The sequence below is a fragment of the Oceanisphaera psychrotolerans genome, assembly GCF_001870485.1.
GTDB classification, from domain to species: Bacteria; Pseudomonadota; Gammaproteobacteria; order Enterobacterales; family Aeromonadaceae; genus Oceanimonas; species Oceanimonas psychrotolerans.
In genome coordinates this window covers 1-26,969 of the sequence record NZ_MDKE01000010.1, presented here as the reverse complement: position 1 = coordinate 26,969, position 26,969 = coordinate 1, and the positions used below count along the sequence as shown (strand labels likewise).

The following is a 26,969-nucleotide window of genomic DNA, read 5'->3' as shown; positions in this document are numbered from 1 at the left end:
ATGACTTTATACCGGCAACTTCTGGTTACCATGCTGCTTCTTTTTGCCATGCTGTTCATCACGGCATATTCGGTACAATTCAGCTCAACCAGAAGCTATCTGGCACAACAGCAGCAAACCACCGTCATCAACACGGCCACCGCGCTGGGACTGGCGTTGACGCCATATTTGGAAACCAGCGATAGTCTGGGCGCCGAATCGGTGATTAATGCCATATTTGACGGCGGTTTTTATCGCAAGATTCAACTCAATTTACTGGCGGCGGATCAGGAAATAATCCGGGAACACCTGGCACCGCCACAGGAGGTTCCGGCCTGGTTCATCAATCTTGGACTTTTCGAGGGAGGCAGGCACGAGGCCGTGCTTACCTCCGGTTGGTTGCAACTGGGACAGCTGTATGTCGAAGGGCATCCGGGGCAGGCCTATTACGAACTCTGGCAGGGCATGAGTAAGCTGGCCACCTGGTTTGTCATCTGCTTCCTGCTGGTGTGGGGGTTGTTGGTACTGGCATTACGTTACCTGCTCAAGCCACTGCACGATATTGAAATTCAGGCCCGGGAAATAGAATTACATCACTTTGGCAAAACCATTCCCCTGCCAAGTACCCGTGAGCTCAGGGAAGTGGTGTTCGCCATTAACAATATGGCCGGAAAGCTTGAAGTTCAGTTCAAAGAGCAGGCCGATGAGGCGGAACGGCTGCGGCACAAGGCATTTCTGGACGAAACATCGGGACTGGGGAACAGGGCCTATTTTGTGTCTCAGAGTCAGTCCTGGATCAGTGAGGGTAGCGGCGGCGCCGCTATTCTGATTGCGGTCAATATGCTGGAGCAGCTGTACCAGGACGAAGGCTTTGAGGCGCGAGATCAGATGGTTAAAGCCATTGCCGTCAACTTGCGCCAGCTTTGCCGGCGGTTCGGTGATTATGCACTGGCACGGATTTCCGCTCACGAGTACGCCATGCTGGTTTCCGAGTCCGATCTCGAACGGTTATCCCTGCTGGGAGAAGAGATTAACCGGCAGATAGCCGATTTGGTGATAGATCCGGTGAACGGTCAGGATATATCGGTGGTGGGGGTCGCCGTGGTGCAGCCCGGAGATGATATCAGCCAGCTGCTCACTCGTGCCGACAACGCGCTGAACAAGGCTCGAATGAGCGAAGCCGGTGCCGTGGTGGTTGAATGTTATCAGGCCCAGTACCAGATGGGCCGGCTGGCCTGGAAGCAACTGGTGGAAGAGGCGCTGGCAGAAGATAGCTTCGAGCTGAGTACCCAGGCAGTGCTCGATTTCAGTGGTCAGCCGTATCATGAAGAGTTGTATATCGGTATTCGCAAGGACGGCATTATTTACAGTGCCGGCAACTTTCTGCCGGTTGCCGAGCAGTTCAAGCTCGGCGAACGTCTGGACCTGCATATTGTGGCGCGAGCCCTGATCTTGCTGAGGGAGCAGCCCGAACTGCGGCTGGCGGTTAACCTGACCCAGCACAGTTGCCATCAGGCCGTGTTCTGGAATGAACTGTCCCGGTTGCTTGAGCGGTATCCCAACGTACGTTCCCGCCTGTTTCTGGAATTACCGGAAAGTGCTTTTGCCTTTGGCAAGAGTCTGTTGATAGCCCCGCTGGCCTCATTGAAAGTGGCCTGGGGCATCGATCATTTCGGCCGACATTTCGATTTATTGACTCATTTGGGCAAGCTGAGACCGCATTATGTCAAACTGGATCATGGCTATACCAGCCAGGTGCTTCAGCCTGATTATGATGATGCTTTTCTGGCGGCGGTATGTCGGGCGGCGCATAACATGGGCGCACTGACCATTGCTACGCGAGTGGAGACGGATACGCAGGTTGAACGCCTCAAAACCTTGTATATCGACGCCTATCAGGGCTTTGTCAGCCCCCCCCGACAGCTCGATTAATCATTCTATTTTTTAGATATAACGGCCGGCTTTACCAGTCAGAGCTGGCTACATTTTGAGCATGATGACCGTGGTTTTTAGCCCTAGCCTTAATGTATTAGAGGTGAACAGGGATGCAGACATGGAAACCACTCGAATCGACAGTGCTGTTAAAATCGTCAGCCTGAAAGGCCAGGCCTTCATTATCGGTCAGGATGGCACCGTAGAGCCCGTTAGTGCGGGACAGGTGTTGTTGCCCGGCACCCTGCTGCTGACCGACAGTAACTCCCAGATTGTATATGCCGACCAGCCGCCGGAGGATCCGTCAGGCAGTGCGCCCATCGATGAGGCGGCCTTGGTGGATGCCGAAGCCATTCAAGCCGCCATTCTTGCCGGCCTGGATCCCAGCAAGCTTTTTGGTGCCGCGGCCGCAGGTAATGCGGCACCGGTTGCCACGCCCGGCGGCGGTAGCGGCAGTGGTAACGCCGGCTTTGTGGAAGTGGCACGGGTGGGCGACTTCGTCAGCCCCGAGGCGGGGTTTGACACGCTTTTTGCTCCCGAATCCTTTACCTCGGAGCTGCTGGCGTTGCCGGAGGGAGAACCCAACTCCATTCCCGAGCTGGTCATCATCATCGATCCGCCATTAACCCCGCCAGGGGATTTGCCCCAGCTTCCCGAGGGGGGGGCCTTTGTTGAAGAAAGCGCCTTGCCCGGGGGGACGAATGCGGTCAGTGATAATGAAGCGGCCACCGGATACTTTGACATCGACACCGGTAACGATAGCCTGGCGAAGCTTGAGGTCAGGATGGCCAATGGCGAATGGGTCGATGTGACCGGGGGCGGGCAGGTTGCCGGCCAGTATGGCACCCTGACGGTGACCCTGGTCGATGGTGTCTATCAATGGCGCTATGAGCTGGATGGTGCTGCTGATCACCCCATTATCGACAAGATTGCCGATGAGGATATCCTCAAGGATTTGTTTGATGTACGAGTCACCGACGACGATGGTGATCAGACATCGGCGGGACTCACCATCAATGTGCTGGATGATGGCCCCGTCGCGGTAGACGATTCTTATCAGGTCAGTGAAAGTGGTTTGCCCAGCTATAACCTGGTACTGGTGATCGACACCTCGGGCAGCATGGGGTGGATCATCGATGGTGGCGGCATACCGGGTGAGACCGGTACTGATGGTTCACCGAACCGGCTCGAACTGGCGAAGGAAGCGCTGATTAACCTGATCAACAGTTATCAGGGGATTGCAGACAACCTGAATATCAGTGTGATTGATTTCGGCGCTACGGTAAAAAACACCGAGGTCAACATGTCGGTTGCGGAGGCCATCGACCACATTAATTCACTGGAAGCTGGCGGCAGGACCAATTACACCGCTCCGTTGCAGGATGCGCAGACTGTCCTGACCGAGCAGATCGCCAGCCTGCCGGATTATGAGCAGAAGCTTTATTTCCTGTCTGACGGTTACCCCAATGCCGGTACGGTCCCGGACGGTTGGCAGCTGTTTGTCGACGACAATGGTATCGATGTGATCGCCGTCGGCATCAGTATCGAAGATCCTGCCGCTATTGCGCAGTTGGATAAGGTCGGTAACAGCACCGATACCACGCTGGTTATCGATGATCCCTATGAGCTGGATGATGCCCTGCAGGATACGGTGCCGACACCGACCCTGCTTTCCGGCAATGTGCTGCTCAATGATGCCGCCGGTGCGGATGGTCTGGGTGGGGTGATCTCCGTCGCTATTCTGGTTGCCGATGCCTCGGCCTATGAAAACCAGGCAGGTATTACCGTCGAGGAGCAGGGGGACGGCACCTTCCTGGTGACCTACAGTATTCCCGAGTCGGGGACGGTCGAGATTACGACCGAACTGGGCAGCAGCCTGATCATCGGGCGCGATGGCAACTTCAGTTACAGCGGCCCCGGCAATGTAGACGATGACACCACGGAAACCTTTTTCTATAACATGGTGGACAGCGATGGTGATACCAGTGCGGCCAGGCTGGAAATCACCATCGGAGATGAGGATACCGGCATCAGGTTACTGGGGCTGGATGTGGCAGGAGGGGAGCAGACCCTGTATGAACAACACCTGCCAGCGGGGACGGATCCCCAGCCCAACCAGCTGGTTAAAACCGGGGTATTCGGTTACGAGGCAGAAGGAATCGTCAAGGATCTGACGATTGCCGGTGTCAAGGTCCTGCATAACGGGGTCTATCAGGGCGACGGGAATGACGAGGTCGTGATTGTCGATGATGCGGGTCGTCTGCTGGTGATCACCGGATATGATGAGCAAAATGGGGTCTTCAGCTACAGCTACACCCTGAAAGATAACACCCTGTTGCACGATAGCGCCGGCCGAGACAGCCTGACCGAGCACTTCCAGGTGTTTATCAACGACACTCAGGGGGCCACCGATACCGCCTCGCTGGATATCAACATCGTGGATGATATCCCCGTCGTTAATGGGGTGCAGAGCGGTATCATGGGTAATTTTGCCGGCACCCTGAGCGGCATGATTGATATTGCCTTCGGTGCCGACGGACTGGGCTCCCAGACCTTGTCCGGCACACCGCCCAGCGATGCATTGATTTACAACACCGTCGGCAAGCCGGATGGCTCGTCGGTACTGACCGCCACCTTGAATGATGGCAGCGGCGACATCTATTTTATTCTGACCCTGCATGCGGATGGTAATTATGACTTCGAGCTGGTCAATCCCGACCCGGTGCTGGCGATCACCAAGGATTTGACCGGGCTCACCCCCGGTGGACCGGTCACCAGTCTGGATCTGTCCATCAATGGTATTACCGCTACCTTCACCGAACTGCATCCAAGTCCTGGTGAAAAAGGGATTAACTCATCCAACAACGGTATGGGTATAGACGATAACCGCATCGATGGCAGCGATGTAATGAAGGTGGCGTTCAGCTCGGCCATTTCAAACACCAGTTTTACCCTCAACAAGCTCAGTAACAAGAACAGTAGCGTCGATGTACTGAACTGGTCGGTATTCAGTGCCGGCGTGCTGGTCGCGGCGGGAACCTGGACGCCTCCTGCCGGTACCGGCGAAGGTGACAATGTGGTCTTCAATATTCTGGATCCCGTTGCCGGCTCGACGATGACCTATACGCATGGGTCTGCCGAATCGATTGAAGCCAGTGGCTTTGATGAGCTGCAGCTGGGGTCGTCGGAGGGGGATTACCGCCTGCTGGATATTACCGTATACGAAGAAATCTTCCCCGATGACGTCAATCTCAGTTTTGCTGTTGATGCAACCGATGGCGATGGCGATACGGTCAGTACCGCATTCGATATCACCATAGAGGGAGGCGGCACAGAAGCATCGGGCTTTACGTTGTCAGGAACCGGGGCTGATGAGGTCTTGCTGGGAGGGGCCGGAAACGACACCCTGATTGGCGGGGATGGCAACGATGTACTGCTGGGGGGCCTGGGCAACAATATTCTGACCGGTGGCGGTGGTATCGATACCTTCCGCTTTACCGAGGCCGATCCCGACTCGGTCAACATCATCAAGGATTTTGCCAAAGGCGTCGATATCCTCGATCTGAAGGTTCTGCTGGTTGGTGAGGAGTCGGGTGATCTCTCTACTTACCTGACATTCAGCGAGGACGGTGGTAACACCCTGTTGCAGGTATCTCCCGACGGGGGCGGAAACCAACAGCAAATTCTGTTTGAAAACGTCGATCTGCTGGGCCTTTACGGTGCCGCCAGCAGTTCGGAGCTCATTCAGGCGATGCTTGATGATCAAACATTGATCGTGGATCGATGACAGCAGGCGGATTTTCCGCCGTTCTTGAACGGAGCAGAGGCGAACATGGCGAAGGTGACCACGGTTTTACTGCAGGGCGTCAGTTATCGCTGGGATGGGCAAGACATTCTGGTGGATGATGGCATCAGCATGCCGTGGCCGCTGACGGGTGGCGCGCTGGAACAGGTTGAGTTATTCGATGGAGAAGGCGAGCCGGTGGCCGCCTTCTCCATCGACTTCGAGGGGCAGCAATGGTCCTTGTCCGGACCGGGTGTTCCGGGTGACATTATTCTGCTGGATGAAATGGGTGTCTCCTTGGCGGCGTATCCCCGGGAAACGGATGAAGGGATGTTATTACCCGCGAATGTGCTGGTATTACCGGAGTCGGCCGAGGTGACGGCAGCCGACGAGCTGGTGGTGCTGGATCTGGACGACATCCTCTACGAAAGCGAGCAGCCGGAGCCGATACTGGCCGCGACAGCAGCCGACTCAGCGCATCTCGATGGTGAGCTTATCGACGATGTGATCAACTGGCTGGCGGTGTATAGTCATCATGGTTAAACCGACAGGCTCATCCGGGTAAGATGTCGGTGTTTTTATCATGAGGCTTTATTATGCGCCGTTTTTCAATGAGTACGTTATCTCTGTTACCGCTGTTGCTGAGTTCCACCGCGGTTGCCATCGCCGTTCCCGATCAACCTCATCTGGTGACCCAGGGACAGTCGGAAATACGAGTTGCTCCCGATATGGCGACGTTGTCGGTAGCGGTCACCGCGCTCAAGCCGGAAAGCCGGCTGGCAAAAGAAGAAGTGGACACCAGGGTGGCGGCATTGTTCAGCCGCCTGGCCAGTCTCGGGATCGGCAAGGAGGATATCGACAGCGGTAACGTGATCATCCGCCCCGATTACAGCTATCCGAAAAACGGTGATGCTCCCAGGCTGGTTGGTTACCAGGCCGAGCGCCAGATCAGCGTGCGGCTGTACGATCTTGAATTGTTGAGTCAGACCCTGAACAAGATACTGGAGCAGGGGATTCAGAATATTCAGCAGGTCAGTTACGACCGACGCGATGCGGACGAATTACGCCGCGAGGCTCGTTTGGCGGCGCTAACCAATGCCAGGGAGCTGGCCGAGGAATTGGTGCAGGGTGCAGGGCGCAAGCTGGGTGACGTTTATGCCATCGAATATCATCCTCAGGGACCGACAGCGCCACCCCGACACCTTGGCGTCATGGCCAAGATGGCCTCGAACGAAGCACTGGATGCCAGCTATGTGCAGAATGAAATCCAGTTTACCGACCGGGTGCAGGTGGTCTTCAATCTGGATTGAGCGCAAGAGAACCAGGCGGAAGGAACCGCCTTTTTCATGGCGAGCCGATTAAAAAAAAAATTTATAACTTAAAAAAACGTGACTCTTGTTACAAAAATTCCCTAAAGCCGATGTTTTTGATACTTTATGGACATACTAACGCAGTGTCATAAAGGACCAGGTAATGGCTAACTATTCTTTAGATAAAGAAAAAATTAAAATTTTATTACTGGAAGGAGTTCATCCAGGCACAGTAGAATCTTTCAAAAACGCGGGTTACAGCAATATTGACTACCTGAAGACCTCGCTGGCGGAAGATGAACTGAAAGAACGCATCAAAGACGTTCATTTTGTCGGCCTGCGCTCACGTACCCAACTGACCGAAGCGGTTCTGGACGCCGCCGACAAGCTGGTTGCCATCGGCTGTTTCTGCATCGGTACCAATCAGGTCGATCTGAGTGCCGCCGAAATTCGCGGTATTCCGGTGTTCAACGCGCCGTTCTCAAATACCCGCAGTGTGGCCGAACTGGTGCTGGGCGAACTGCTGCTGTTGCTGCGCGGCATTCCCGAGCGCAATGCCAAAGCCCACCGTGGCGAATGGCAGAAAACCGCCAACCATTCCTTTGAAGCCCGAGGCAAGCGTCTGGGTATCATCGGTTATGGTCACATCGGTACCCAGCTTGGCATTATTGCCGAAGGTATCGGCATGCAGGTGTTCTACTACGACATCGAAAACAAGCTGTCTCTCGGTAACGCCACCCAGGTCGCCAGCCTGCAGGAGCTGTTGAACATGTCTGACGTGGTGTCTCTGCATGTACCGGAAACCCCGCAGACCAAGAACATGTTTGGTGCCGAAGAGTTGGCGATGATGAAGCAGGGCGCCATCCTGATCAACGCCTCCCGCGGAACCGTCGTGGATATCGACGCGCTGGCTGCGGCCCTTGCCAGCAAGCATATTGCCGGTGCCGCCATCGATGTATTCCCGGTCGAGCCCAAGTCCAACGATGAAGAGTTTGTGTCCCCTCTGCGTGAGTTCGACAACGTGATCCTGACCCCGCATATCGGTGGCTCAACCCAGGAAGCGCAGGAAAACATCGGCTATGAAGTGGCCGGCAAGCTTATCAAGTATTCCGATAACGGCTCCACCCTGTCTGCGGTCAACTTCCCCGAGGTGTCCCTGCCCGAACATGTCGGTACCAGCCGCCTGTTGCATATTCACCGCAACAAGCCGGGGATCCTGAGCCAGATTGTGCAGGCCTTTGCCGCCGAAGACATCAACATCGCCGCCCAGTATCTGCAAACCTCGGCCAATATCGGTTACGTGGTGATCGAAGTGGAAACCGAGCAAAGCGAACAGGCGCTGGAGAAGCTGAAGTCCATTGACGGCACCATTCGCGCCCGAATTTTGCATTGATTTGCGGGTTTAGCGATAAAAAAGGGGCCTAGGCCCCTTTTTTATAATGTTTGTGGATGAATATCCAGCTCGTCGACAAAACGCTCCACGCTTATCTCCGCCTGTTTCACCTCGTCAAAGCTGGCAATATGGTAGACGGCATCGCCCTCGTTCACCAGCGGCATGGTCAGGCAGCCGATCACGATTCCCCCTCTGGGAGCGATAACCTCACAGGCCTCCGTGCCCAGCGGCGCGGTAATGGTTCCCAGACATTCCCCCTTGCTCACTCTGTCGCCCAACCGGGCCTTGAGGTGCATCAGCCCGTCTTGTTCGGCGCGGATCCAGGCGCTGGATTTGGCGATCATCGGATTCATTCTGGCTTTACTGACCGTGGGCTTCAGCATGTCGAGGGTGCGCATCACGTTCAGCACACCGCGGGTACCGGCCTTGATAGCCAGCGGGTCGAAGCGCAGGGCCTCACCGGCCTCGTACAGGATCACCGGAATATCACGGCTTTCTGCCACCGCCCGCAGTGAACCATCGCGGATGCTGGAGTCCAGGATCACCGGTGCGCCGAAGCTCTCGGACATCTGCCGGGTGATATCGCAGTCCAGCTTGGCCCGGATTTGAGGCAGGTTGGCGCGGTGGATGGCGCCGGTGTGCAGGTCGATGATGTGCGAGCACTTGCTGACGATCTCGTCCACGAAAAAATGTGCCACCCGTGATCCGAGCGAGCCTTTTTCCGAACCCGGAAAGCAGCGGTTCAGATCCCGGCGGTCCGGCAGATAGCGGGACTTGTGGATAAAACCGAATACATTGACCACCGGCACCGCGATCAGGGTGCCTTTCAGCCGGGCCGGGTTAACCCGGCTCAATACCTGATTGACGATTTCGATGCCGTTGAGCTCATCGCCGTGAATGGCGGCACAGATCAGCAGCACGGGGCCGGGGTGCTTGCCGTGCACGACTTCCAGCGGTACCGTCAGCGGCGACTGGGTATAAAGCTGGGCCAGCGCCAGCTGCAGTACCTTGCGCTGGCCCGGGGCAACCTGCTCTCCGGCGATGTGAAACGGGACGACCATCAGCCACGCTCCCGGGTCTGGGTTTCTTATGGGAGTGTTTTTCGATGTACTGAATCATCAGATCCGCCACATCCTTGCCGGTCGCCTGTTCGATACCCTGCAGGCCCGGTGAGGAGTTGACTTCCATCACCAGCGGACCACGCTTGGAGCGCAGCAGATCCACCCCGGCCACGTTCAGGCCCATGGCCCGGGCCGAGGCGATGGCGGTCTTGCGTTCTTCCGGACTGATACGGATCAGTTGTGCAGCACCGCCCCGGTGCAGGTTGGAGCGAAATTCGCCTTCCTTTGCCTGACGCTTCATGGCGGCGATCACCTTGTCACCCAGTACGAAGCAGCGGATATCGGCGCCGCCGGCTTCCTCGATAAATTCCTGTACCATGATATTGGCCTTGAGTCCCATAAAGGCTTCGAGCACGCTTTCGGCGGCCTTGCGGGTTTCCGCCAGCACCACCCCGATGCCCTGAGTGCCTTCCAGCAGTTTGATCACCAGAGGGGCACCACCCACCATGTCGATAAGGTCGGGCACATCGTCCGGTTTGCAGGCGAAGCCGGTTACCGGCATGCCCACGCCCTGGCCGGACAACAACTGCAGCGAGCGCAACTTGTCGCGGGAGCGGCTGATGGCCGCCGAATGGTTCAGTGGATAGCAGTTCATCATCTCGAACTGGCGCAACACCGCCGTGCCGTAGAAGGTCACGCTGGCACCGATGCGCGGGATGATGGCATCGAACAGTTCGAGTTCCTCGCCGTGGTAGTGAATAGACGGCTTGTTGTCATTGATGTTCATGTAGCACTTGAGGGCATCGATGATGCGGACCTCATGGCCCCGGGCCTCGGCAGCTTCACGCAGGCGACGGGTGGAGTACAGGGAGGCATTGCGTGAAAGAATGGCAATTTTCATGGGTGTGGCACGGCTCTCTATCCGTTGGTGTTCAGGGGAGATAATTCAGGCCCTCTATCTACGCTATCCAACGGTATTGCGCCAACAAGAAATACCGGGGCTGAACCCAAAAATATTCGAATATGTCCTTAACTTAGCAGTGTTGACCTGTTTTTACGTCATCCGCCGGTGTCGTTGAGTGCTTTTTGAGCATGGGCTTTCTTTGTGGCTCGGTCTATGCCTAAATGGACGGGCGTCTGTGCCGCCGATCTCTGCACCGGCCATTCTCATCGTTAAGGAGGAATCATGTCTGAACGTCTGACTTCGTCTTTTACCGATACGCTGACCCAAGGTCAGAAATCCTGTCTCTACTACAGCCTGCAAAAACTGCCCCAGGGTCAGGAGCTGGCTCGTCTGCCCAAATCGTTGAAAGTGCTGACCGAAAACCTGTTACGCAATCTGGACGGTGACACCGTCACCCTCGACGATGTCTCTGCCATGGCCGACTGGCTGAAACAGGGTGCCTCTACCCGGGAAATCGCCTTTCGCCCGGTGCGGGTGCTGATGCAGGATTTTACCGGGGTGCCTGCGGTGGTCGACCTGGCCGCCATGCGTGATGCGGTGCAGCGGCTGGGTGGTCAGGCCGAACAGGTCAATCCCTTGTCGGCGGTGGATCTGGTGATCGACCACTCGGTGATGGTCGACGCCTTCGCCAGCAAGCAGGCCTTTGCCACCAACGTGGACATGGAAATGGCCCGTAACGGAGAGCGTTACGCCTTCTTGCGCTGGGGCCAGCAGACCTTCGATAATTTCCGGGTGGTGCCGCCCGGTACCGGTATCTGCCATCAGGTCAATCTGGAATACCTGGGCCAGACCGTATGGCAACAGCAGCAGAACGGTACCACCATTGTGTGCCCGGACACCCTGGTCGGTACCGACTCTCATACCACCATGATCAATGCCCTGGGGATCCTCGGTTGGGGCGTCGGCGGTATCGAGGCGGAGGCGGCCATGCTGGGCCAGCCGGTGTCGATGCTGATCCCCGAGGTGGTGGGTTTCAAACTCTCCGGCAAATTGCGTGAAGGCATTACCGCCACCGATCTGGTGCTGACGGTGGTGCAGATGCTGCGCGAAAAAGGCGTGGTCGGCAAGTTTGTGGAATTCTACGGTGACGGTCTGGCCACGCTGCCGCTGGCCGACCGGGCCACCATCGCCAACATGGCGCCGGAATACGGCGCCACCTGCGGTTTCTTCCCGGTGGACGAAGAAACCCTGCGCTACCTGACCCTCACCGGGCGCAGCGAAGAGCAGGTAGCGCTGGTGGAAGCCTATTGCAAGGCCCAGGGGCTGTGGCGCCATGCCGGCGACGAGCCGGTATTTACCGACACCCTCAGCCTGGACATGACCGAGGTGGAAGCCTGTCTGGCCGGGCCCAAACGGCCACAGGACAGGGTTGAACTGTCCCGGGTACCCCAGGCCTTCGAGCTGAGCCGGGAACTCCGGGTGGACAAGACCCAGAAGCAGCGACTGGAAGGCGAGGGCGGCCAGACCGCGGTGGCGGTGGAGCAGTCACTGGAAGGAACCGAGTTTTCCCTCGACGGCAGCACGCACCGGCTGCAGGACGGCGCCGTGGTCATTGCCGCCATTACCTCCTGTACCAATACCTCCAACCCGAGTGTGCTGATGGCCGCCGGGCTGCTGGCCAGGGCGGCGACCGAGCGAGGTCTGACTCGGGCACCCTGGGTAAAAAGTTCGCTGGCGCCGGGCTCCAAGGTCGTGACCGACTATCTCGAGAAAGCCGGCCTGATGTCGTATCTGGAGCAACTGGGTTTTTACCTGGTCGGTTACGGCTGTACCACCTGTATCGGCAACTCGGGCCCCTTGCCGGAGCCAATTGAGCAGGCCATCAGGCAGGATGACATTACCGTGGCCTCGGTGCTGTCGGGCAACCGCAACTTCGAAGGGCGCATCCATCCGCTGGTACAAACCAACTGGCTGGCGTCACCGCCGCTGGTGGTGGCCTATGCGCTGGCGGGCAACATGAACATCGATCTGACTCGCGAGCCTCTGGGCACCGGCAAAGACGGCCAGCCGGTCTATCTGAAAGATATCTGGCCCAGCCAGCAGGCCATTGCCGAGGCGGTGGCGCTGGTCAATCGCGAGATGTTCCACAAGGAATACGCGGAAGTCTTCGAGGGGGATGAACGCTGGAAGGCGATTGAGGTCGAGGGCAGCAGCACCTTCAACTGGCAGCAGGACTCCAGTTACATTCAGCATCCGCCGTTTTTCCATACCATGGGCAAGGATCCGGAGCCGGTGGAAGACATTGCCGAGGCCCGTCTGCTGGCCATACTGGGTGACTCGGTCACCACCGATCATATCTCCCCGGCCGGCAGCATCAAGGCCGACAGTCCGGCGGGTAAATACCTGCAGTCGCTGGGCGTCGAGCGCAAGGACTTCAACTCCTACGGTTCCCGCCGGGGGAATCACGAGGTAATGATGCGCGGCACCTTCGCCAATATCCGCATTCGCAACCGCATGCTGGAAAACGTGGAAGGCGGCGAAACCCGGCACTACCCCAGCGGCGAGCAACTGTCGATCTATGACGCCGCCATGCGTTACGAGCAGGAAGGGGTGCCGCTGGTGGTGGTGGCCGGCAAGGAGTACGGCACCGGCTCCAGTCGAGATTGGGCGGCCAAGGGCACCCGTTTGCTGGGGGTGCGTGCCGTGATTGCTGAATCCTACGAGCGTATCCATCGTTCCAACCTGATCGGCATGGGGGTGGTGCCGCTGGAGTTTATCGGTGACGGCGCCGAGAGCCTGGGGCTGAAAGGCGACGAGCTGATCAGCATCGAGGGGCTGAATGACCTGACACCCGGCAAGGAGCTGGTGGTGAAGATAGCAGGAGCCGACGGCAAGGCGCAGCAGATCAAGGTGCGCTGTCGTATCGATACCGGTAACGAACTGACCTATTACCGGCACGGCGGCATACTGCACTACGTGATCCGCCGCATGCTGGCGTAACCGGCGTCCGAGTAGCTTGCCGCCCGGGCACAGAGCAAGCTCCCGGACGGCAACCGTTGTGTTTCTTCATGTATATGGATAGGGTGTGAACCAGCATAGACGGTTCCTTTTGCGACCGTTTTATATCCGGACAGACAAGCCTTGAGGACGCATCCACACATGAAGAATCTATTCCTGTTGCTCGGCATGCTGGGGATAAGCTCGCCACTGGCTGCCGATGAAGTTCGGGTGGCGGTGGCCACCAACTTCATCGAAGTGATGGAGCAACTGGGGAAAAACTTCGCCGAGCAAAGCGGGCATCAGGTGCGGCTGTCTTCCGGCGCCACCGGCAAGCTCTACGCCCAGATCAAGAACGGTGCGCCTTTCGATGTCTTTCTCGCGGCCGACGACGAGCGTCCGACCCTGCTGGAAGAGGAAGGGGTGGCCGTCACCGGCAGTCGTTTCACCTATGCCCTGGGCATGCTGGTGTTATGGAGTCCCGACGTCGGTCTCATCGATGACGATCTGCAGGTACTGAAACGGCAACATTTCCGTTTTCTGTCCATCGCCAATCCCAGAACCGCGCCTTATGGCCGCGCCGCGCAGCAGGTGCTGGAAACCCTGGGCCATTGGGCGGCGGTGCAGCCCCGGCTGGTACGGGGCGAAAACATCGGCCAGGCCTATCAGTATGTCTACAGTCAGAACGCCCAGCTGGGCTTTGTGGCCAAGTCCCAGGTGTTCAAAGACGGCGTCTTTGCCGATGGCTCCTACTGGCCGGTACCGGAAGACGTGCACGATCCCATCGTGCAGCAGGCGGTATTGCTGAAAGAGGGGACCGCCGCCCGGGACCTGCTGGAATATATTCGTTCGCCAGAGGCCGCTAGGGTGATCGAGTCCTATGGCTATGGCGTCGTGGTTCGATAACCAGGCCGGGATGAGGAAAAGAAATGCTCTTGTCTCAGGATGATCTGACGGCGCTGCTGCTGACCCTGCGGCTGGCCGCCGTCACGGTGCTGGTATTGCTGCTGATCGGCATGCCGCTGGCCTGGTGGCTGAGTCAGAGCCGTTGCCGGCTCAAGACACTGGTGGAGGCGGTAGTGGCGTTGCCATTGGTGTTGCCGCCGACGGTGCTGGGGTTTTACCTGCTGCTGGCGCTGGGGCCAAACGGCATCTTCGGCATCACGGCCCAGGCACTGGGGGGCGGCACCCTGGCGTTCAGTTTTACCGGCCTGGTGATCGGCTCGGCCTTTTATTCCCTGCCGTTTGTGGTGCAGCCCTTGCAGGGCGCCTTCGCCAGCATCGGCCGACGACCGCTGGAAGTGGCCGCCACCCTGCGGGCCTCGCCGCTCGACCGGTTTTTTACCGTGGTGCTGCCGCTGGCCCGTAATGGCTTGTTGACGGCGGTGGTACTCGGTTTTGCCCATACCCTGGGCGAGTTCGGGGTGGTGCTGATGATCGGTGGCAACATACCGGGGGCGACGCAGGTGATTTCCATTGCCATCTACGACCATGTGGAAACCCTGCAATACGGGGACGCGCATCTGCTGTCGGCCATACTGCTGGTGTTGTCGTTCAGCATCCTGCTGCTGGTGTACGCCTTGAACCGGCGCTTTGCGGTGGTGCACCCATGACCATCAGCGCCGCCTTTCACCTGCAACGACCCGATTTCCGGCTGGAAGTGGACTTCGAGCTGCCCGCCACCGGGGTTACCGCCCTGTTTGGTCCTTCCGGTTGCGGCAAGACCACCCTGTTGCGGGCCATGGCCGGCCTGGAGCGTTGTTCCGGCCATTTCCGGCTGGACGACCAATGCTGGCAGCGAGACGGCTTTTTCATGCCGACTCACCGGCGTCCCCTCGGCTACGTCTTTCAGGAGGCCAGCCTCTTTGCACACCTGTCGGTACAGGGCAACCTCGACTATGGCTGGCGTCGGCTGCCGGCGGCGCTGCGCCGGGACGACAGGGACGAGATCATCGACTGGCTGGGCCTGACACCGTTGCTGCCACAAAGAGCGACCGAGCTATCCGGCGGTCAGCGACAGCGGGTAGCCATCGGCCGGGCGCTGCTCACCAGCCCGCGGCTGCTGCTGCTGGACGAACCATTGTCGGCGCTCGATACCCGCGCAAAAAGAGACATTCTGCCCCTGCTGGAACGGTTATCGGCTCAGGCCCGGGTACCGGTGTTTTATGTTACTCACGCCCCGGAAGAAGTGGAGCGGCTGGCCGATCGGGTGCTGCTGATGGAAGAGGGGCGCATTACCCACAACGACAGCCTGCAGCAGGCGCTGGCCCGGCCCTGCAGTCCCCTGTTCAGGGACGATGAAACCGCCGCCATTCTGGAAGGGCAACTGCAACAGACACTGGCCGATGGTCGCCGCCCCTTTGACTGTAGCGCGGGCCGGCTGTGGCTGGCCGGAACGCATACTGCCGGAGCCGGTCCGGCGCGGTTACGGGTGCTGGCCAGCGACGTCAGCGTGGCCCTGGCGCCGGTCCCCGATATTTCCATTCTCAACCAGTTGCCGGCGCGGGTGCTGAGCCTGACGCCGGGCGCAGGGGGAAGGGTGTTGTTGATGCTGGCGTTGAGTGGTGGCCAGCAGATACCGGCGCAGTTGTCCGCCTACTCGGTCGGGCAATTGCAACTGGAAGCGGGGAGTGAGTGTTATGCGTTGATCAAGGCGGCGGCCTGGTGGGCTGAGAATGGTGGGCTGAAAACGGCTGCATCCGGGCGGATGCAGCCAGACGCGATCAGGCGCCTTTGCGGACCACGCCGTCCGGGGTGCCAATCAGCAGCACATCGGCGCCGCGTTCGGCGAACAGGCCGTTGGTGACCACGCCGACGATGGCGTTGATACGGGCTTCCAGTGCCTTGGGCTCGGTGATCTGCAGGCCCTGTACATCCAGAATATGGTTGCCGTTGTCGGTGATCACGCCTTCCCGATATACCGGCTTGCCGCCCAGTTTGGCCAGCTCGCGGGCCACGTATTCCCGCGCCATGGGGATCACTTCCACCGGCAGCGGAAAGCGGCCCATCACGTCGACAGTCTTGGTGCCATCGACGATACAGACGAAACGGTCGGCCACGGCAGCGACGATTTTTTCCCGGGTCAGGGCCGCACCGCCGCCCTTGATCATGGCCATGCTGCCATCGATCTCATCGGCACCATCCACATAAACCGCCAGTTCGCTGACGTCGTTGAGATCGAAAATGCGGATACCGAGCTGTTCCAGCCGGGCGGTGGAGGCTTCGGAGCTGGAAACGGCACCGAGAATCTGGTCCTTGATTGAGCCCAGGGCATCGATAAAGTGGTTCACGGTCGAGCCGGTACCGACGCCGACAATGGTACCCGGGGTCACGTAATCCAGTGCCGCCCAGCCGGCGGCTTTTTTCATTTCGTCTTGAGTCATGGCTTCTTCTCTCTTGCCCGGGGCGGTCTTGCTCACGGCGATTGCCTGCCCACGGTGGTCTGCTGCAAAGGTGGCGCGCATTATAGCAAAGCCCGCCGGCCTTGCATGCGGCTTTTACCAGCGCCAGTGTCGCTCGGGAGTGATCAGCTCCGGCAGGGGAATATCCCAGCTGTCGGTGGGGATCTGGGGCAGTTGCTGGCAATTGTGGGCCAGGCCCACCGGGCGCGGTCCCTGTCCATGACGCCAGGCGGCCAGAGTGCGATCGTAAAAACCGCCGCCCATGCCGATACGGTTGCCGGTGGCATCGAAGGCCACCAGGGGGGTATAGATCACATCCAGTTCCTGCTTGGGCAGCAACAGACGAATATCGAGCCTGGGCTCGGGAATACCGAAACGGTTGGCGACCAGCCGGGTATCGGGGTCGTAGCGCAGAAACAGCAGGTGACCGGGGCTGAAATGGTGCAGCACCGGCAGATAGACCTGGGAGCCTGGGACCAGTACCAGTCGATCAGCGGCTGAGGATCCAGCTCACCGTCGTTGGCGAGATAGAGCGCCACCTTCTCGGCCCTGGCCAGATGCTCGGCGCCGGATACATGCTGGATGATCACTTCTGCTGCCGCCTGCTGCTCTGCCATCGTCAGCTGGCGGCGAGCCTGGCGTATCTGCTGTCTGATATGATGTCTTTCGCTCATATTGCTTCCTGCTCGTTAAATCCATGGTGAGGCGAGAAGAGTGGGCGCTGCGGGGGGAGTGCGAAGAGATATGAACAGGCCTCGCCTTTTCCCTCACTCTTCCCGGTGGTTTAGTGATGCCAGGGGCTGTTTTTCAGCCGAACATACAAGGCTTCCACTTCGGCACGTGCCCAGGGGGTACGGCGCAGAAAGGTCAGGCTGGACTTGATGCTGGGATCGTTCTTGAAACAGTTGATATTGACCCGGCGGGCCAGTTCTTCCCAGCCGTAGCGCTCGACCAGCTCGGTGAGCAGATCCTTGAGGGTGATGCCGTGCAGCGGGTTATTGGGTTGTTCAGTCATTCAATGGCTACCTGTCACGAAAGTAATTCGCGAAGATTGTAACAGGATTTTGCCGAGCGGATAGGGAAGGCGCCGCGTCGAGGCGACAGAGGTCAGGATAACAGAGGGGATCCCCAGGATGCCGTTGCAGGTGTTAGTCCTTGAACCCGTTGGTTCAAGGCGGAAATCCGGTATCTGCCGCAGGCTTCTCGGTCGGGCCGAGCATGCACAATAGCAAATAACACGGCTTTCCTGTGCTGTGATTATCGGCTCAGGGACGCCACCCGACAGACGAACACCCCAGGGAAAGCTAAACTTTTTATTCGAATACTTGTGACACCTAGCCTACTTTGCTGGCCAGGGCATCTTCAATAGTATGCTGCAGCATCTTGATGCGCTTGTCCATGGCGTCAGCATATTGGTTGTTCTTGTCTTTTTCAAGTTCAAGCTCATGACAGACGTTCAGCGCCAGCATGATGGCTATTTGCTCGTTGGAGCCGGACTTGCCGCCTTTTTTGAAGTTGCGGATCCGCTCATTGAGCATATCGGACGCTCGCTGCAATGCCGCTTCCTGTCCAACAGGACAGGCCACCTTGTAAGGGCGCCCGAGAATAACGATGTCGATTGCCGCTGTGGTCATGTGGTCCTCAGGTGGCTGGCTGCATAGGCGATGAAATTGTGGCGACTATATAGTGGCGTACCAGAAGTTTCAAGGGGTTGCTGGCCTGAGCGTGGTCACAGTGCTAGGATCCGCCCTATATTTGCCACCTTTTCGCCAATCGAGTAAATGATGAACGACAACGCCCGCCTCAACTACGACGCCTTCACCACCTTGCTGGAACATCACAATATGGTGGTGACCGCCGCCGAGGTGCATGGCGTTATCTGTGGCCTTATCTGCGGCGGCATGGCCAAGGACGATGTTCGCTGGCAGCAGCACTTCAATGCCCTGCTGAACGACGACTTCGGTCTGCCTGCCGAAGTGAAAAAAGCGGTCAACCTGCTGTTTTACCGGGTCTATGACGAGCTGGTCAGTCAGAGCCGGTTCGAGTTGCTGATGCCGGAAGACGACGAGCCGCTGGATGAACGGCTGGATGCGATGATGGAATGGGCCGCGGCCTTCCTGGCCGGGTTCGGTGTGGTACAGCAGGAACTGAACAAGGCTTCGCCCGAATTGCAGGAAATGATCCAGGACATCAGCAGCATTACCCAGGTGTCCAGCGAGTTTGATCAGGAAGATGAAGAAAGCGAAACCGCCTTCGTGGTGCTGTACGAACACCTGAAGCTGGGTGCGACCCTGGCCTTTGAAGAGTTCGGCAAGGGGCAGCCTTCCCCCAAGCGGCCCACCCTGCATTAATCACGACAGTTCAGCGTTATGACTCATTATGATGTGGTAATTAACGGCGGCGGCATGGCTGGCGCCGTGCTGGCGCTGGGCCTGAGCCGCCTGCGCCGGGCCGATGGCTCGGCGCTGCGCATCGCCGTCATCGAGGCGGTGGCGCCCGATGCCGATACGCATCCCGGGTTCGATGCGCGCAGCATTGCCCTCGCCGGCCACAGCCGGGAATTGCTGGAACAGTTGGGACTATGGTCGCAGCTGGCCGGTCTGACGACCCCCATTACCCATATTCAGGTATCCGATCAGGGCCATCTGGGGCAGGTGAACATCAGCGCCGATGATTATCCGGTACCGGCACTGGGCTACGTGGTTGAACTCCATCCGTTGGGACAATTACTGTATCGGCACCTGCAGCAGAGCGACACCATCGAACTGCTGTGTCCCGCCCGGATTCAGACCCTGATGCAGCAGAACGAGCATGTGATGCTGACGCTGAACAGCGGTCGGCAACTGACGGCAACCCTGCTGGTGGCCGCCGACGGCAATCGTTCCGTGGTGCGTCAGCAACTGGGGTTGCCCAGCCGTCGACTGGATTACCGACAGAGTGCCATCATCGCCAATGTACAGGGTGCGCAGCCGCACGGGGGCCGTGCCTTCGAACGCTTTACCCGGGAAGGGCCCATCGCGCTGTTGCCGATGGGCGAGGGGCGCTGCTCACTGGTGTGGTGCGCCTCCACCGAGCGGGCCGAGCAACTGATGACGATGGATGACGACGCCTTTCTGCGCCAGTTGCAGCAGGAGTTCGGTTACCGGCTGGGCAGACTGCAGCGCACCGGTCGGCGGCATTGTTATCCGCTGACGCTGGATGAGCTTGAACGGCCCTGGCATCACCGGGTGGTGCTGATCGGCAATGCGGCACACCTGCTGCATCCGATCGCCGGTCAGGGTTTCAATCTGGGGCTCAGGGACGTGGCGGCGCTGGTCGAGTCGGTGGGCCAGGCCCTGAAGGCGGAGCAGGACATCGGCAGTTACCCGGTGCTGTCCGGCTATGGCCAGGCACGGCAGCCGGATCAGGCGGCTATTGTCGGCCTGACCACCGCTCTGGCACTGTTGTTTTCCAACGATAATCCGGCGCTGGCCGTCGGACGCAATCTGGGGTTGATGGCCATGGCGGCCAGCGGCACCTTCAAAGACAAACTGGCCTGGCGGGCCATGGGCAAGAGGTAAGGCATGCAAGCGGCAGATGTGATCGTGATCGGTGGCGGTATGGTGGGGCTGACCCTGGCGCTGGCTCTGGAGCACAGCGGGCTCAAGGTCGCGGTGATCGAAGGTCAGACCCCGGAGTCCGGGCTGCCCGATATTCCCGACAACCGGGTCAGTGCCATCAACCTGGCTTCCCAAACCCTGCTCGAACGGCTGCAGGCCTGGCCGACGCAGAGCGATCGGCTCGGCCCCTATACCGACATGGAGGTATGGGAAGCCGACAGCGCCGCCCGTATCGAATTTTCCGCCGGCCTGATGCATCAGACCCACCTGGGGCATATCGTCGAAAATCGGCTGCTGCAGCAAAGCCTGCTGGCCCGTGCCCGTCAGTGCCCCCACATCAGCCTGCATATGCCGGCACGGGCGGCCTCGGTATCGGTCAGCGAGCAGGGCGCTTTTGTGCTGCTCGACAACGGCACCCCCATTACCGGCCGTTTATTGGTGGGGGCAGACGGTGCCCGCTCCTGGCTGCGCCAGCAACTGCAACCGGGCATGATCGAGTGGGATTATGATCACAGCGCGCTGGTGGCGACGGTGGCGACTACCGAGCCCCATGACCAGACCGCCCGGCAGATCTTTCGTGGCAACGACATTCTGGCGTTTCTGCCGCTGGCCGACCCTCATCAGTGCTCCATCGTCTGGTCCTGTGCGCCGGAACGGGCCGAGGAGCTGACCGCCCTGCCAGCAACCGAATTCAACAAGCTGCTGTCTCATGCCTTCGACCTGCGTCTGGGCCGGTGTGAGGTGCTGGGGCCGCGCATGGCGATTCCGCTCAAGGCCCGTTTCAGTCAGCAGTTCTGTGGTCCGCGCTGGGCCCTGATAGGCGATGCGGCTCACACCATACATCCGCTGGCGGGGCAGGGGGTGAATCTGGGGTTGCAGGATGCGGCCGCCCTGGCCCAGACCCTGGAAACCCTGCACCGGCAGGGGCGGGACATCGGCACGCTGGCCGGACTCAAATCCTTCGAACGCTGGCGCAAGGCCGAGGCGGCAACGCTGCTGGCGGCGATGGAGGGACTGAAGCGGCTGTTTACCCATTCGCATCCGCTGGTGCGTGGTGTGCGTGATCTGGGGTTGAGTCTGACTGACCGGCTGACGCCGCTCAAACGCAAGCTGGCCGCCCATGCCCTGGGCACCGGCGGGCTGCAACCCGGGTTGTCGATACCTGAGAAAAACTAATCCGAGCCCTTCTGGAGATTAGTTTTGTTGAGTCTGTTTTTCTCTGCCGGTGACCAGAAAATTCTCTCATATACTTATTCACAGCCGATTTAATGTCTGTGGCGGTGTCTTTTTGCTCTTTTTTCTGCGTTGGTTCTGTTTTTGTAGCTTTCTTTAGTTGAAACGACTGTTGTGGGCTGGGGCACACTTTTAACGCGCGGCTAAAACGATAAGTTTTTCTCGGGCATGGCTCGGTTTTATCCCGCGTCGGCTTGAGTATAATCGGGGGGCAATACAGGATTATCGCTCACAGGCCAGGCCTGGAATAAAAGGAAGCGCCATGACTCAGCAAACAGTTTTGCACCCTCAGCACCTGGAAGCCGGTGCCAAGATGGTGGATTTTCACGGTTGGGATATGCCCATCAACTATGGCTCTCAGCTTGAGGAACACCATGTTGTGCGTAACGACGCCGGCATGTTCGACGTCTCCCACATGACCATCGTCGACGTCAAGGGCAGTCAGGCGAAGCCATTCCTGCAAAAGCTGCTGGCCAACGACGTGGCCCGCATCACCCAGCCCGGTAAAGCCCTCTACAGCGGCATGCTCAACGAGCAGGGCGGTGTGATTGATGATCTGATCACCTACTTCTTCGCCGACGACCACTATCGCATGATCGTCAACTCAGCCACCCGCGAAAAGGATCTGGCCTGGATGAACCAGCAGGCTCAGGGCGTTGATGTGGCCCTGACCGAGCGTCCCGAGCTGGCCATGATTGCGGTACAGGGCCCCAATGCCAAGGCCAAGGCCGCCCAGGTCTTCAGCGACGAGCAAAACGCCGCCGTGGAAGGCATGAAGCCCTTCTTCGGTGTGCAGTCCGGCGACCTCTTTATTGCCACCACCGGTTATACCGGTGAAGACGGCTACGAAATCGTGGTGCCGGTCACCCAGCCGCCGCGCTGTGGAACGCCCTGCTGGCGGCTGGCGTCAGCCCCTGTGGCCTGGGCGCCCGGGACACCCTGCGTCTGGAAGCGGGCATGAACCTCTATGGTCAGGACATGGACGAAACCGTGTCTCCGCTGGCCGCCAACATGGCCTGGACCATCGCCTGGGAGCCGGCCGAGCGCGACTTTATCGGTCGTTCCGTGCTCGAGGCCCAGAAGGCCGCCGGAGACCAGCCCAAGCTGGTAGGCCTGGTAATGAAAGAAAAAGGCGTGCTGCGCGCCGGTACCCCGGTGCGTTTTATCGACGACCAGGGGCAGGAACAGCACGGCGTTATTACTTCCGGCAGCTTCTCGCCTACACTGGGACACAGCATTGCCTTGGCGCGGGTTCCGCGTTCGGTGGGAGCCAATGCTGAAGTTGAAATGCGTAAAAAATGGATGCCGGTGTCGGTGGTAAAACCGACGTTTGTACGTTTCGGCAAAGCGGTCGCCGAGTTTTAAGAATCAAGAGGAACAACTGATGAGCAATATCCCCAGTGAATTGAAATATGCCCGCTCCCACGAGTGGGTACGTCTGGAAGGTAACGGTGAGGCGGTGGTTGGTATTACCGAGCACGCGCAGGATCTGTTGGGTGATATGGTGTTTGTCGAGCTGCCCGAAGTCGGCCGCACCGTGGACGCGAGCGAAGACTGTGCCGTGGCCGAGTCGGTAAAGGCCGCCTCCGATATCTACTCACCGGTCAGCGGTGAAATCATTGCCGTGAACGAAGATCTGGAAGACAGCCCCGAGCTGGTGAACTCCGACCCCTTCGGTGACGGCTGGCTGTTCCGCATCAAGCTGGCTGACGAGTCCGATCTGGACGAGCTGCTGGATGCCGCCGGCTACGAAAACAGCATCGACGAAGAGTAATCACGAGCCCCCGCACAGGGGGCTTGTTGATGATGACCTCTCGAGACAGCATCGCTGTTGAATGACGGCCAGAGGGGGCTGACCCGCTGGCCGATCTGCAAGCTAATGTCAGACCTTGCCGGCAAGTACCCCCCCGGGGCCGGTTGTCTGTGCGTCACCAGGCTGCTGGCCTATTAAGGAAGTTAAGAAATGACCCAGTCTTTGTTTGAACTTGAGCAGAATAATGCCTTTATCGGTCGCCATATCGGCCCGACCGAGCAGGATGTGGCCGACATGCTGGCCGTGGTCGGCGCCGAGTCGCTGGACGATTTGATCCGCCAGACCGTGCCCGCCAACATTCTCAACGACCAGCCGCTGGGCATCGGTGCCAGCCGCACCGAGGTAGAGGCCCTGTCTTACCTGAAATCCCTGGCCCGGCAGAACAAGGTCAACAAGAGCTATATCGGCATGGGCTATCACGACACCCATGTGCCCCTGGTGATCCAGCGCAACGTGCTGGAAAACCCGGGCTGGTATACCGCTTATACCCCTTATCAGCCGGAGATTGCCCAGGGCCGTCTGGAAGCACTGCTCAATTTCCAGCAACTGACTCAGGACCTGACCGGCCTGGATCTGGCCAGCGCCTCGCTGCTGGACGAAGCCACCGCCGCCGCCGAAGCCATGGCCCTGGCCAAGCGGGTCAGCAAGAACAAGAAAGCCAACATCTTCTTCATCGCCGATGACGTGCACCCCCAGACCATCGACGTGGTCAGGGAGCGCGCCGAGCATTACGGCTTCGAGATTGTGGTTGCCCCGGCCGATGCCGTGGTAGAACACGAGGTATTCGGCGCCCTGTTCCAGTATCCGTCCACCACCGGTCAGATCCGCGACATCAAGGGTCTGATCGAGAAGGTACAGAGCCAGAAGGGCATCGCCTGTGTGGCCGCCGACATTCTGTCTCTGGTGCTGCTGAAGGCCCCGGGTGAGCTGGGTGCCGACGTGGTACTGGGCAACGCCCAGCGCTTTGGCGTGCCCATGGGCTACGGTGGCCCGCACGCCGCCTTCTTCGCCACCCGCGACGCACACAAACGCTCGCTGCCGGGCCGCATCATCGGCGTGTCCAAGGATACCCGTGGCAAGCCGGCCCTGCGCATGGCGATGCAGACCCGCGAGCAGCATATCCGCCGCGAAAAGGCCAACTCCAACATCTGTACCGCTCAGGTGCTGCTGGCCAACATGTCCAGCTTCTTCGCCGTGTACCACGGCCCCGAAGGCCTCAAGCGCATCGCCAACCGGGTTCACCGCCTGACCGACATTCTGGCACTGGGTCTCCAGTCCAAGGGCGTTGCCCTGAAGCACGACACCTGGTTCGACACCTTGACCGTGGTCACCGCCGACAAGGACGCCATTGTTGCCCGTGCCCTGGCCAAAGGTGCCAACCTGCGTACCGATCTGGACGGCGCCCTGGGTGTGTCGCTGTCGGAAACCACCAGCCGTGCTGACGTGGCCGAGCTGTTCGACATCTTCCTGGGCGAAGGCCACGGCCTGGACGTGGAGACTCTGGACACCAGGGCCGCTGCCGGCACCGATTCCATCCCGGTCGAGCTGCAGCGCGACAACGCCATCCTGACTCACGAAGTGTTCAACAAGTATCACTCCGAAACCGAGATGCTGCGTTACATCCACAAGCTGGAAATGAAGGATCTGGCGCTCAACTACGGCATGATCTCGCTGGGCTCCTGTACCATGAAGCTCAACGCCACCGCCGAAATGGTGCCGGTGAGCTGGCCCGAGCTGGCCCAGATCCACCCGTTTGCGCCGCTGGATCAGACTCAGGGCTATCAGCAGATGATTGCCGAGCTGGAAGACTGGCTGGTGAAGGTCACCGGTTACGACGCCATCTGCATCCAGCCCAACTCGGGCGCCCAGGGCGAATATGCCGGCCTGCTGGCGATCAAGAAATATCACGAGTCCCGTAACGAGGGCCACCGTGATATCTGCCTGATCCCGAGCTCGGCCCACGGCACCAACCCGGCCTCTGCCCAGATGGCCAACATGAAGGTGATCGTGGTGGCCTGCGACAAGCAGGGCAACATCGACATGGCGGACCTCAAGTCCAAGGCGGCCGAGGCGGGCGAGAACCTGTCCTGCATCATGGCCACCTATCCGTCGACCCACGGCGTGTACGAAGAGAACATCCGCGAAGTCTGTGAAGTCATTCACAGCTACGGCGGCCAGGTCTACATGGACGGCGCCAACATGAACGCCCAGGTGGGCATTACCTCGCCCGGCTTCATCGGCGGTGACGTGTCGCACCTGAACCTGCACAAGACCTTCGCCATCCCCCACGGCGGCGGCGGCCCGGGCATGGGCCCCATCGGCGTGAAGGCGCATCTGGCGCCGTTCGTGGCCGGCCATGCGGTGGTGAAAACCGACAAGGAAAGCCGTGACAACGGCGCCGTGTCTGCCGCCCCGTTCGGCTCCGCCAGTATCTTGCCGATCAGCTGGATGTACACCGCGTTGCTGGGTGACGAAGGCCTGAAGCGTTCTACCCAGCTGGCGATTCTCAACGCCAACTACCTGATGAAGAACCTGGCCGAGGATTACCCCATCCTCTATACCGGCCGCAACGACCGCGTCGCCCACGAGTGCATCGTGGATCTGCGTCCGCTGAAAGAAGCCAGCGGCATCAGCGAAATGGACGTGGCCAAGCGCCTGAACGACTTCGGTTTCCATGCACCGACCATGAGCTTCCCGGTAGCCGGCACCCTGATGATCGAACCGACCGAGTCTGAGTCCAAGGCCGAGATCGACCGCTTCATCTTCGCCATGAAGCAGATCCGCGAAGAAATCCGCCAGGTAGAGAACGGCACCTGGACTCTGGAAGACAACCCCCTGGTCAATGCGCCGCATACCCAGGATGATGTCATGGACAACGAGTGGAACCGGGCCTACAGCCGCGAGCTGGCGGTATTCCCCTCCGCCGACGTGCGCCGCTCCAAGTTCTGGCCCACCGTCAACCGTATCGACGACGTGTTCGGCGACCGCAACCTGTTCTGCAGCTGTCTGCCGACCGAAGCCTACGGCGAGTGATCGGACTGATTACGAAGCGTTAGTTGCGCAAGTGAATAAAAAGCCCCGCTGATCAGCGGGGCTTTTTTTAATAAACGAGGTCAAGCTAAATAACTGATCCTAATAGTGCTACATTTTGGCTGTTCCGTAACGACTCCCAGGAAATGGCGAAACGGTATCCATAAAATGTCTGACTCGCTTCAGCAGCGATACCATGCTGTAGCACTGGTGATTGCGGGTTACCGTCTCATGCAGCTTGTGCCAAAGCAGCTCTATCTTGTTAATCCAGGGTGAGTAGACCGGCTGGAAGATCAGGATGAACTTGGGATTATCTGCCAGCCAACTTTGCACCAGACGGCTCTTGTGGATCACGTAATTATCCAAGATTAGCGTGATGTTCCGAGCTCGTCGGTAGCGTCGACGCAAGGCTTCCAGCAACGAGATAAACAGGGCTGAGTTCTTTTTGTGACCAGCAACATAGGTTACCTTGCCCGTCGTCGCATGCAGGGCTCCGGCCAGATAGTGCTTTTCGTTGATACCCGGTGTGACGA

The 26,969-nt window shown here is 59.0% G+C and carries 20 protein-coding genes, 1 other RNA gene and 2 pseudogenes; 15 read left to right on the top strand and 8 right to left on the bottom strand.

From position 1 onward, the window contains the following. From BFR47_RS04015 to serA, 5 genes are all read left to right on the top strand, one after another. On the top strand, positions 1 to 1,911 hold the full coding sequence (locus tag BFR47_RS04015; protein WP_071471879.1) for an EAL domain-containing protein: 1,911 nt from the start codon (positions 1 to 3) through the stop codon (positions 1,909 to 1,911). Positions 1,912 to 2,032: 121 nt separating this feature from the next. Further along, the gene (locus BFR47_RS04010) at positions 2,033 to 5,698 is read left to right on the top strand and encodes a retention module-containing protein (protein WP_071471878.1); all 3,666 of its coding nucleotides are present in this window, start codon (positions 2,033 to 2,035) and stop codon (positions 5,696 to 5,698) included. Positions 5,699 to 5,743: 45 nt separating this feature from the next. After that, on the top strand, positions 5,744 to 6,238 hold the full coding sequence (locus BFR47_RS04005) for a hypothetical protein (RefSeq protein WP_071471877.1): 495 nt from the start codon (positions 5,744 to 5,746) through the stop codon (positions 6,236 to 6,238). 68 nt (positions 6,239 to 6,306) lie between these two features. Beyond that, entirely contained in the window at positions 6,307 to 7,005 is a 699-nt protein-coding gene (locus tag BFR47_RS04000; RefSeq protein ID WP_245748787.1) for an SIMPL domain-containing protein, read from the top strand. A gap of 163 nt (positions 7,006 to 7,168) precedes the next feature. Beyond that, a complete protein-coding gene (serA, locus tag BFR47_RS03995; protein ID WP_071471875.1) occupies positions 7,169 to 8,398 on the top strand; it encodes a phosphoglycerate dehydrogenase in 1,230 nt (409 codons plus the stop codon). Positions 8,399 to 8,439: 41 nt separating this feature from the next. On the opposite strand, the gene BFR47_RS03990 is transcribed toward serA, so the two are convergent. After that, a complete protein-coding gene (locus BFR47_RS03990; protein WP_483869861.1) occupies positions 8,440 to 9,402 on the bottom strand; it encodes a succinylglutamate desuccinylase/aspartoacylase family protein in 963 nt (320 codons plus the stop codon). Further along, entirely contained in the window at positions 9,284 to 10,360 is a 1,077-nt protein-coding gene (gene rimK / locus BFR47_RS03985) for a 30S ribosomal protein S6--L-glutamate ligase (protein ID WP_483869860.1), read from the bottom strand. The genes BFR47_RS03990 and rimK overlap by 119 nt, the downstream gene beginning before the upstream one ends. A gap of 285 nt (positions 10,361 to 10,645) precedes the next feature. Here rimK and acnA point away from each other — a divergent pair, with 285 nt between their 5' ends. The 4 genes from acnA (at position 10,646) to modC (ending at position 16,166) form a co-directional block, all read left to right on the top strand. Further along, positions 10,646 to 13,363 carry an aconitate hydratase AcnA gene (gene acnA / locus BFR47_RS03980; protein ID WP_071471873.1) on the top strand — a complete coding sequence of 906 codons (2,718 nt, stop codon included), beginning with the start codon at positions 10,646 to 10,648 and terminating at the stop codon, positions 13,361 to 13,363. Positions 13,364 to 13,522: 159 nt separating this feature from the next. Beyond that, on the top strand, positions 13,523 to 14,266 hold the full coding sequence (gene modA / locus BFR47_RS03975) for a molybdate ABC transporter substrate-binding protein (RefSeq protein ID WP_071471872.1): 744 nt from the start codon (positions 13,523 to 13,525) through the stop codon (positions 14,264 to 14,266). Positions 14,267 to 14,295: 29 nt separating this feature from the next. Further along, entirely contained in the window at positions 14,296 to 14,973 is a 678-nt protein-coding gene (modB, locus tag BFR47_RS03970) for a molybdate ABC transporter permease subunit (protein WP_217645438.1), read from the top strand. Then, complete coding sequence (modC, locus tag BFR47_RS03965) at positions 14,970 to 16,166, top strand: molybdenum ABC transporter ATP-binding protein (RefSeq protein ID WP_071471870.1); 1,197 nt, start codon at positions 14,970 to 14,972, stop codon at positions 16,164 to 16,166. The genes modB and modC overlap by 4 nt, the downstream gene beginning before the upstream one ends. Here the strand turns inward: modC and rpiA are convergent. The 5 genes and pseudogenes from rpiA to zapA all read right to left on the bottom strand — a co-directional run bounded on the left by rpiA (position 16,084) and on the right by zapA (position 18,395). Continuing rightward, a complete protein-coding gene (gene rpiA, locus BFR47_RS03960) occupies positions 16,084 to 16,743 on the bottom strand; it encodes a ribose-5-phosphate isomerase RpiA (RefSeq protein WP_071471911.1) in 660 nt (219 codons plus the stop codon). The two genes, modC and rpiA, sit on opposite strands and share 83 nt — an antisense overlap. A gap of 114 nt (positions 16,744 to 16,857) precedes the next feature. Continuing rightward, a pseudogene (locus BFR47_RS03955) lies at positions 16,858 to 17,435 on the bottom strand (5-formyltetrahydrofolate cyclo-ligase). Positions 17,436 to 17,545: 110 nt separating this feature from the next. Beyond that, positions 17,546 to 17,776 carry a VF530 family protein gene (locus BFR47_RS03950; RefSeq protein ID WP_071471869.1) on the bottom strand — a complete coding sequence of 77 codons (231 nt, stop codon included), beginning with the start codon at positions 17,774 to 17,776 and terminating at the stop codon, positions 17,546 to 17,548. Between the two features lie 106 nt (positions 17,777 to 17,882). Continuing rightward, a non-coding RNA gene (gene ssrS, locus BFR47_RS03945) (6S RNA) lies at positions 17,883 to 18,065 on the bottom strand. A gap of 30 nt (positions 18,066 to 18,095) precedes the next feature. Then, positions 18,096 to 18,395, bottom strand: coding sequence for a cell division protein ZapA (gene zapA, locus BFR47_RS03940; RefSeq protein WP_071471868.1), 300 nt, complete (start codon positions 18,393 to 18,395; stop codon positions 18,096 to 18,098). Between the two features lie 150 nt (positions 18,396 to 18,545). Between zapA and BFR47_RS03935 the strand changes: the two genes are divergently transcribed. The 6 genes and pseudogenes from BFR47_RS03935 (at position 18,546) to gcvP (ending at position 26,439) form a co-directional block, all read left to right on the top strand. Beyond that, on the top strand, positions 18,546 to 19,112 hold the full coding sequence (locus BFR47_RS03935; protein ID WP_071471867.1) for a UPF0149 family protein: 567 nt from the start codon (positions 18,546 to 18,548) through the stop codon (positions 19,110 to 19,112). An 18-nt stretch (positions 19,113 to 19,130) separates the two neighbouring features. Beyond that, the gene (gene ubiH, locus BFR47_RS03930) at positions 19,131 to 20,321 is read left to right on the top strand and encodes a 2-octaprenyl-6-methoxyphenyl hydroxylase (RefSeq protein WP_071471866.1); all 1,191 of its coding nucleotides are present in this window, start codon (positions 19,131 to 19,133) and stop codon (positions 20,319 to 20,321) included. 3 nt (positions 20,322 to 20,324) lie between these two features. Beyond that, positions 20,325 to 21,536, top strand: a complete 1,212-nt coding sequence (locus BFR47_RS03925) for an FAD-dependent oxidoreductase (RefSeq protein WP_071471865.1) — start codon at positions 20,325 to 20,327, stop codon at positions 21,534 to 21,536. Positions 21,537 to 21,855: 319 nt separating this feature from the next. Further along, a pseudogene (gcvT, locus tag BFR47_RS03920) lies at positions 21,856 to 22,958 on the top strand (glycine cleavage system aminomethyltransferase GcvT). Positions 22,959 to 22,977: 19 nt separating this feature from the next. After that, positions 22,978 to 23,367 (top strand): glycine cleavage system protein GcvH, encoded by a 390-nt coding sequence (gene gcvH, locus BFR47_RS03915; RefSeq protein WP_071471864.1) that lies wholly within the window; start codon positions 22,978 to 22,980, stop codon positions 23,365 to 23,367. A gap of 189 nt (positions 23,368 to 23,556) precedes the next feature. Then, positions 23,557 to 26,439, top strand: coding sequence for an aminomethyl-transferring glycine dehydrogenase (gcvP, locus tag BFR47_RS03910; protein ID WP_071471863.1), 2,883 nt, complete (start codon positions 23,557 to 23,559; stop codon positions 26,437 to 26,439). Between the two features lie 108 nt (positions 26,440 to 26,547). Here gcvP and BFR47_RS03905 read toward each other — a convergent pair. Next, positions 26,548 to 26,969, bottom strand: a 422-nt coding sequence (locus tag BFR47_RS03905; RefSeq protein ID WP_139215096.1) for an IS630 family transposase, incomplete at its 5' end; no start/stop codon positions are given.